This is a genomic window from Kitasatospora sp. NPDC057512, assembly GCF_042802135.1.
Classification (GTDB): domain Bacteria; phylum Actinomycetota; class Actinomycetes; order Streptomycetales; family Streptomycetaceae; genus Kitasatospora.
In genome coordinates this window covers 1-5,920 of sequence record NZ_JBHVET010000556.1, presented here as the reverse complement: position 1 = coordinate 5,920, position 5,920 = coordinate 1, and the positions used below count along the sequence as shown (strand labels likewise).

6 protein-coding genes are annotated in these 5,920 nt (G+C 75.2%); 4 read left to right on the top strand and 2 right to left on the bottom strand.

Annotated features, from left to right (window positions below):
• The first annotated feature begins 394 nt into the window (after nucleotides 1-394).
• Nucleotides 395-2,326, top strand: coding sequence for a hypothetical protein (locus ACFU6K_RS28970; RefSeq protein WP_380667927.1), 1,932 nt, complete (start codon nucleotides 395-397; stop codon nucleotides 2,324-2,326).
• Nucleotides 2,327-2,330: 4 nt separating this feature from the next.
• On the opposite strand, the gene ACFU6K_RS28965 is transcribed toward ACFU6K_RS28970, so the two are convergent.
• Nucleotides 2,331-2,624 (bottom strand): DUF6011 domain-containing protein, encoded by a 294-nt coding sequence (locus ACFU6K_RS28965; protein ID WP_380667925.1) that lies wholly within the window; start codon nucleotides 2,622-2,624, stop codon nucleotides 2,331-2,333.
• 60 nt (nucleotides 2,625-2,684) lie between these two features.
• On the opposite strand from ACFU6K_RS28965, the gene ACFU6K_RS28960 reads away from it, so the two are divergent.
• Nucleotides 2,685-3,452 (top strand): TetR/AcrR family transcriptional regulator C-terminal domain-containing protein, encoded by a 768-nt coding sequence (locus ACFU6K_RS28960; protein ID WP_380667923.1) that lies wholly within the window; start codon nucleotides 2,685-2,687, stop codon nucleotides 3,450-3,452.
• A 25-nt stretch (nucleotides 3,453-3,477) separates the two neighbouring features.
• Here ACFU6K_RS28960 and ACFU6K_RS28955 read toward each other — a convergent pair whose 3' ends face one another.
• Entirely contained in the window at nucleotides 3,478-3,879 is a 402-nt protein-coding gene (locus ACFU6K_RS28955) for a winged helix-turn-helix transcriptional regulator (RefSeq protein WP_380667920.1), read from the bottom strand.
• Between the two features lie 101 nt (nucleotides 3,880-3,980).
• Here ACFU6K_RS28955 and ACFU6K_RS28950 point away from each other — a divergent pair, with 101 nt between their 5' ends.
• Together ACFU6K_RS28950 and rarD are read left to right on the top strand one after the other, a co-directional pair.
• On the top strand, nucleotides 3,981-4,829 hold the full coding sequence (locus ACFU6K_RS28950) for an SDR family oxidoreductase (RefSeq protein ID WP_380667918.1): 849 nt from the start codon (nucleotides 3,981-3,983) through the stop codon (nucleotides 4,827-4,829).
• Nucleotides 4,830-5,039: 210 nt separating this feature from the next.
• Nucleotides 5,040-5,920: EamA family transporter RarD (gene rarD, locus ACFU6K_RS28945; RefSeq protein WP_380667916.1), on the top strand; the 881-nt coding region annotated here is incomplete at its 3' end.

Here is a 5,920-nt window from a genome sequence, read left to right as displayed (position 1 = left end):
CAGCGGGAAAGCTTCATCGGTTTCCTCGTTTCCTCGGTTTCCTTGGCGGGGAGGGCACTTCGCCCGCGGGGACGCGCGACGGTTCACGGAGACGCGCGACGGCTCGCAGAGAAGCGCGACGGTTCGCGGAGACGCGCGACGGCTCGCAGAGAAGCGCGACGGTTCGCGGAGACGCGCAAAAGGTCGCAAAATCCGCGAAGGTTCGCGAAGGGCCTCCGCCATCCTGGCGGGCGGAAAGCGTCAAATATGTCCACCGGAGGTCTAAACCACTCGAACGGGTCGTATCCGATCCGGTCGTTGGACGCCGGCCGCCCTCGGGGTGATCACCGGGCTGTCGGTCGTACCGGATAGCCTCCTTCCGAGTGGGACGGCACAACCGGGGGAGCAGGGGCGCATGAGCGGTCACACCGACGACGAGGGCGCCGAGCGCCTGGCCGCCGAGGGGGAGGTCGCGGTCGCCCGGCTGGCGATCGACTCCGGGGACCTGACGCACGCCGCCGAGCACCTCGGCGACGCGATCCTCGCCGCCCCTCAGCTGCCCGAACTGCACGAGGCGCTGGCCGAGTTGTGCGCCGCGGCGGGCGGCCCGGCGGCGGCCCGCGAGCTGTTCCCGCTGGACGGCCGGGTGTACCTCGGCACGGCGGTCTGCCGGGCCCACGTGGAGGCCGCGGCGGGGGACTGGAACGCCGCCGTCGGACTGCTCGCCTCCGCCATCCAGGCCGAGCCGGCCCGCCCCTGGGCGCACGCCGCCTGGCTCGCCCGCGAGGACCTGCCCGGCCTGGTCGACCCGGACGCCGTCGCCCAGGCGGTGGCCCGCGCGACCGGCGCGCTGCCCGACCCGCTCCCGGCCGAACCGGCCGAAGCCGTACGGCCGTTCCACGACTTCGTACAGGCCGTGCTGGCCCGCCACGGCGACCACGTACTGCTGCTGGCGATGGCCTCCGGCCTGACCCGCCGGCTCGGCGACACCGCCCGCGCCGTCGAACTCGCCGACCGGGCGCACCGATCGGCCCCCGGCTACCTGCCCGCCGTGATGCTCGGCAACGCCCTGCGCTCGGCCGGCCGACCGGAGCAGGCGCTCGCCGTCTGGGAGGCCGAACTGGAGCGGGTCGCACCGGACCTCGACGACTCCAACAGCTACCTCGCCGTCGACGTCGCCGAGTTGTACGGCGCCCTCGGCCGCCCCGCCGAGGGCCTGCCCTGGCTGGACCGGGTGCTCGCCGCCGAACCCGACCACCCCAAGGCCGGCCCGGCCCGGTACGGGCTGCGCCACGCCCTCGACGGCGACCCGGCCCACCTGCTCGCCCTGGCGGACCACCACCGCGCCCACCCCGAGCACGAGTACGCCCAGGAGCTGCTGGAGCGGCTGAGCCACCGCGAGCCCTGGCTCGGCCTGGTCTCCGGGGCCACCGAGGCCACCGTCAACGTGCTGCACCAGGTGCTCGCCGCCGCCGACACCAGCCGCGACACCGAGATCGAGTGCACGGCCTCCACCGTGGAGCCGCCCAGCTCGGTGCTGGCCGTCCGGCTCGCGCTGCCGCGCTCCACCGTCGGCTACCAGGCCGTCGGCGAGCCCGACCCCCGGCTGCCGCTGACCGAGCCCACCACCCGGATCTGGGCCTGGGACGGCACCGACCCGCGCCCGGCCGTCGCCCCGCCCGCGCCGCAGAGCGCCGAACTCGTCCGGGCCACCGCCGAGATCTTCTGGCCGACCGTCCCCGCCGCCTACGACCACGCCGTCCGGCTGGCCGGGCTGCCGCTGGACGACCTGCTCGGCGTCCTGGTCCACCCGCCGATGCCGCGCGAGGACGAACTCGGCCGCGCCCTGCTCGCCCACCAGCCCGAACTCTGGGTGCGGGCCGTCCAGGTCTTCGCCTGCCTCGGCATCGCCCACCACCGCGCCGACCAGCCCTGGGAGGGCTCCGAGCGCCGCCGGGTGCTGCGCGACCTGCTGCTCGGGCCGGAGGACTGGGTGGTCGAGGCGGCCGGCTTCGCGCTGGTCGCCATCGGCTGGACCCAGCCGCCGACCAGGGTCGACATCGCCGACCTGCTCCGGCAGCGGCTGCACCACGGCGCCCGGGCCCGCCGCACCCGGGCGGTGACGATCCTGCGCTCGCTGTCCGCGCTGGTGCTCGCCGCGCCCTGGACGTCCGCCGAGGACCGCGCGCTCGCCCGCCACCTGACGGCCCGGGAGGACGCCGCCGACGCGGGGGAGGAGCCGGAGCCGCGGGACGCGGAGCCGCAGGCCCCGACAGGGGCGGCCGCGGAGGAGGCGCCCCGCCCCGGCCGGCTGCGCCGCCTCTTCGGCCGGGGACAGGGCCGCTGACCCGTTAACCCACGCCGGGCAGCGGCTCCTGGTCGACGTCGTACCGTGCGACCCGCTCCGCCGGGTCCCGGCATTCCGGGCCCAGCCGCAGCATCCGCGACTCCGGGTCGTGCAGCGGCCGGTGACAGCGGCGGCAGGTCACCCGCGGGCGGAGGGTCTGCGCGGTGTCCGTCCCGGGGAGCGTCTCGGGCCCGGTCGGCCCGGAAGGGCCGTTCGGTCCGGGAAGGCCGTTCGGGCCGGGAGGGCCGGGAGGTCCGGGAGGGCTGGGAAGGCCGGGAGGGGTGGTCGGGCTGGTCATGGTGAGACGGTAGCCGTCCGCGCCGTCAGGGCCCCGGCCGGTGCGTGAAACGATGGCCCCATGGCCACCGACCGCAGCAGCGCAGGAGACCCGGCCCGCACCCTGGCCCTGCTCTGGGGGCTCACCGCCGAGGAGAAGCCCGGCCGGCGCGGGCCCCGGCAGGCGCGCTCGACCGGCGAGATCGCCGCCGCCGCGATCGCCCTCGCCGACGCCGAGGGCGTGGACGCCGTCACCATGCGCCGGGTCGCGCAGGAGCTGGGGCTCTCCCCGATGGCGCTCTACACCTACGTACCGGGCAAGGCCGAGCTGCTCGACCTGATGCTGGACGCCGTCTACGCCACCATGCCCCGCAGCACCCCGGCCGGGGAGGGCTGGCGCGCCCGGGTCACCGCCGTCGCGGACGACAACCGGGCGCTGCACCGCGCCCACCCGTGGGTCGCCGCCGTCTCCACCAGCCGCCCGCCGCTCGGGCCCGGCCTGATGGCCAAGTACGAGTACGAGCTGGGCGCCTTCGAGGGCGCCGGGCTGTCCGACGTCGACCTGGACGCCGCGCTGACCCACCTGCTCGGCTTCGTCCAGACCTGCGCCCGGATGGCCGCCGACGAGCGCGCCGCCCGGCAGGACAGCGCGATGACCGACGAGCAGTGGTGGGCCGCCAACGCGGACCTGCTCGCCCGGGTCTTCGACGCCGAGCGCTACCCGCTCGCCGCCCGGGTCGGGGCCGCGGCCGGCGAGGCGCACGGCGGCGCGTACAGCCCGGACCACGCCTACGCCTTCGGCCTGGCCCGGGTCCTGGACGGGCTCGACGCCCTCATCGCGGAGCGGTAGGCCCGAGGCCCGCGGCCCGCCCGCCTCACCGCAGGGCGACGGCCCGCCCGTCGTACTCCCCGCGCGCCGCCTCGACCTCCGGCACCCGCCGCTCCGACCAGTGCGCCAGCGCCGCGACCAGCTCCGCCGCCTCGCGCCCCAGCGGGGTGAGGCTGTAGTCGACCCGCGGCGGGATCACCGGGTGCGCCTCGCGCAGCACGAAACCGTCCCGCTCCAGCGTCTGGAGGGTCTGGGCGAGCATCTTCTCGCTGACCCCGGTGACCTTGCGGCGCAGCTCGCTGAACCGGTAGCCGCGCTCGTTCAGCGCGCCCAGGACCAGTACGCCCCAGCGGCTGGTGACGTGCTCCAGCACGCCCCGGGACGGACACATCCGGTCGAAGACGTCGGCGGGGGGCAGCCCGCCGGCCTTCATCTCGCTTACCTTCATGTCAGTACCCTACTTTGAAGTGCGTACTTTCGAAAGGTTAGTGCCACCCCTAGGGTGAGTTCCGAGGCCAGAACCGCAACGGAACCCCGAGGAGCTTCACCATGTACGTCGTCACCGGTGCCACCGGCCAGCTCGGCCGTCTCGTCGTCGAGGGCCTGCTGGCCCAGGTCCCCGCGAGCGAGGTGGCCGTCGCCGTCCGCTCCGCCGAGAAGGCCGCCGACCTGGCCGCGCGCGGCGTCGCCGTCCGCGTGGTCGACTACGACAAGCCGGAGACCCTGGCCGGTGCCTTCGCCGAGGGCGACCGGGTGCTGCTGATCTCGGGCAGCGAGGTCGGCCGCCGGATCCCGCAGCACCGGGCCGTCGTGGAGGCCGCCAAGGCCGCCGGGGTCGCGCTGCTCGCCTACACCAGCATCCCCGGCGCGGCCACCTTCCGGCTGGCCGACGAGCACAAGGCGACCGAGGAGCTGATCCTGGCCTCCGGGCTGCCGCACGCGTTCCTGCGCAACGGCTGGTACACCGAGAACTACCTGGGCGACGCGGCCGGCACGGTGGCGCGCGGCGTGGTGCTCGGCAGCGCCGGGGAGGGCCGGGTCGCCACCGCCCCGCGCCGGGACTACGCGGACGCGGCGGTCGCCGTCCTGGTCGGCGAGGGCCACGAGGGCCGGGTGTACGAGCTGAGCGGCGACGCCGCCTGGAGCCTGCCCGAGCTGGCCGCCGAGCTGGCGAAGGCCTCCGGCAAGCCGGTCGAGCACCGGGACGTCACCCCGGCCGAGCACCTGGACGCGCTGGTCGGCGCGGGCCTGCCGCAGGGCTTCGCCGAGGCCCTGGTGGACGTGGACGCGGGCATCGCGCGCGGCGAGCTGGCCGGCACCCCGGGCGACCTGGCCCGGCTGATCGGCCGCCCGACCGTCCCGCTGGCCGAGTCCGTCCGCACGGCCCTCGACGCCTGAGACGGCGGCCCCGAGTTCCCGAGGAGCCGGCCCCGATTTCCCGAGGAGCCGGCTCCGAGCTCGTGAGGCACCCGCGCTGAGCTCCCGGAACGCCGGACAGGTCCAGCATGCAGGCAATGTCATGACCAAAATCCGGAAACGGAGATGACAGTCGCCCCTCCCGCCCGCTACCGTCGCCATCGACACACGCGCGCGGGAGGGCACTCGGCCATGGCGGGAACAGACCAGCAGGACAACGGCCGGGGCCTCTGGTACGGCGTCGCCGCGTACGGCATCTGGGGCCTCTTCCCCCTGTTCTGGCCGCTGCTGGAGCCGGGAGCCGCGGACGACATCCTGGCCAACCGGATGGTCTGGTCCCTGGTCGCGGTCGTCCTGCTGCTGGTCGCCCAGCGGCACTGGGGCTGGATACGCCCGCTGCTGCGCCAGCCCCGCCGGCTCGCCATGCTGGCCGGCGCGGCCACCGTGATCTCGGTCAACTGGGGCGTCTACATCTGGGCCGTCAACGCCGGCCACGTGGTCGAGACCAGCCTCGGCTACTTCATCAACCCCCTGGTCACCATCGCCTTCGGCGTCCTGGTGCTCAAGGAGCGGCTGCGCGGCGCCCAGTGGACGGCGGTGGGCATCGGCGCCGCCGCCGTCGCGGTGCTGTCCGTCGCGTACGGGCAGCTGCCCTGGATCGCGCTCACCCTGGCGCTCTCCTTCGCCACCTACGGCCTGCTGAAGAAGCAGGTCGGGCTGAGCGGCCTGGAGAGCCTGGCGGCCGAGAGCGCCTTCATGTTCCCGTTCGCCCTCGGCTACCTGGTCTACCTGGAGGTCAGCGGGCGCGGCACCTTCGGGCACACGGTGGCCGGCTCGTACGGCTGGGGGCACTCCGGGCTGCTGATGCTCAGCGGGGTGATCACCGCGATCCCGCTGCTGTTCTTCGGCGCGGCCGCCGTCCGGGTGCCGCTGACGGTGCTCGGCCTGCTGCAGTACCTGGCGCCGGTGTTCCAGTTCCTGATCGGCGTCGCGGTGTTCCACGAGTCCATGCCGCCCGCCCGCTGGGCCGGCTTCGGCCTGGTCTGGGTCGCGCTCGCGCTGCTCACCTGGGA